2 protein-coding genes are annotated in these 1054 nt (G+C 32.1%); both read left to right on the top strand.

The window, feature by feature from the left end:
- Positions 1 to 359, top strand: a 359-nt coding sequence (locus F0310_RS05950) for a hypothetical protein (RefSeq protein WP_198422657.1), incomplete at its 5' end; no start/stop codon positions are given.
- Positions 360 to 839: 480 nt separating this feature from the next.
- Positions 840 to 1054, top strand: a 215-nt coding sequence (locus tag F0310_RS04830; RefSeq protein WP_182117836.1) for a hypothetical protein, incomplete at its 3' end; no start/stop codon positions are given.

A 1054-nucleotide genomic window follows, 5' to 3' on the forward strand; every position in this document is an offset into this window, starting at 1 on the left:
AGACTGCTAGAGCAAGAGAAGATGATTTGCTTAGCGAGCTTAGAAGAAGAGATGAGAAGGCTTGCCAAAGAGAAGAGACTGCTAGAGCAAGAGAAGATGATTTGCTTAGCGAGCTTAGAAGAAGAGATGAGAAGGCTTGCCAAAGAGAAGAGGATGCTAGAACAAGAGAAAATGATTTGCTTAGCGAGCTTAGAAGAAGAGACAAGGAGGCTAGAGAAAGAGAAGAGGTTCTATGGCGGGATCTTAAAGAAACCAAAGAGGAACTTAAAAGCAAAGATGATCAGATTAGACATTTACTTTCTCTTATAAAGAACAAAAATAGCGAAGAAAAAAAACTAGAGAATCTAATCACGAACTAAAGCAAACAAACAGATATTTAATTTACACCAGAAAGCTAGAAGACCCAGAAAGAGCAAATAAGACCCTTTATAGGGTATTTAGGCTTGCTAGAAATTACTAGCAGTTCACATCTACTTTATAAGCTTAAATTAAAATTATTAATTTTTAATTTAAGCTTATTTGTATAACTAAAATATTAATATCAATATATAATACTTGTTGACAAAGCAATACAAATAATGTAGTATGATAAGCTGTAAAACAAGCAAATTTTGGAGAGGGGAAAACCTTTGCTAGTTACAAAATAAAACTATTAAAGATACAAGAGAAGGTATATATAAAAAAAGACAGTCCAACTAGGACTTAAAAACTAGTCAGACTAATGCTTTTTTTTATATAATAATAAAAAAAGTCTTATTTAGCGAAGAGGCTATTAAGACTTTTGAAACCGCGGTGTAGGTATCCCAAAAATCACCCCTATACCGCACAAGGATAGTTAAATGATAACAGAAAATACTATAAAAAACAAGAAAACCTACCAAAAAGCAGCAGCAGAAGCAAAGAAAGCACTATTAAAAGAACTAATTAGAGCAAATAGAGGTAAGAATAAAAAAATTTGTAGTGAGATTACAATTTACCAAGTTAAGGCAATGATAGAGAAGAAATTCTTGCGTATTTCAAGAATGTGTAAACTATACTGGGCAATAAATACTAA

It is taken from the genome of Borrelia sp. A-FGy1 (genome assembly GCF_014084025.1).
In the GTDB taxonomy this organism is placed as follows: Bacteria; Spirochaetota; Spirochaetia; order Borreliales; family Borreliaceae; genus Borrelia.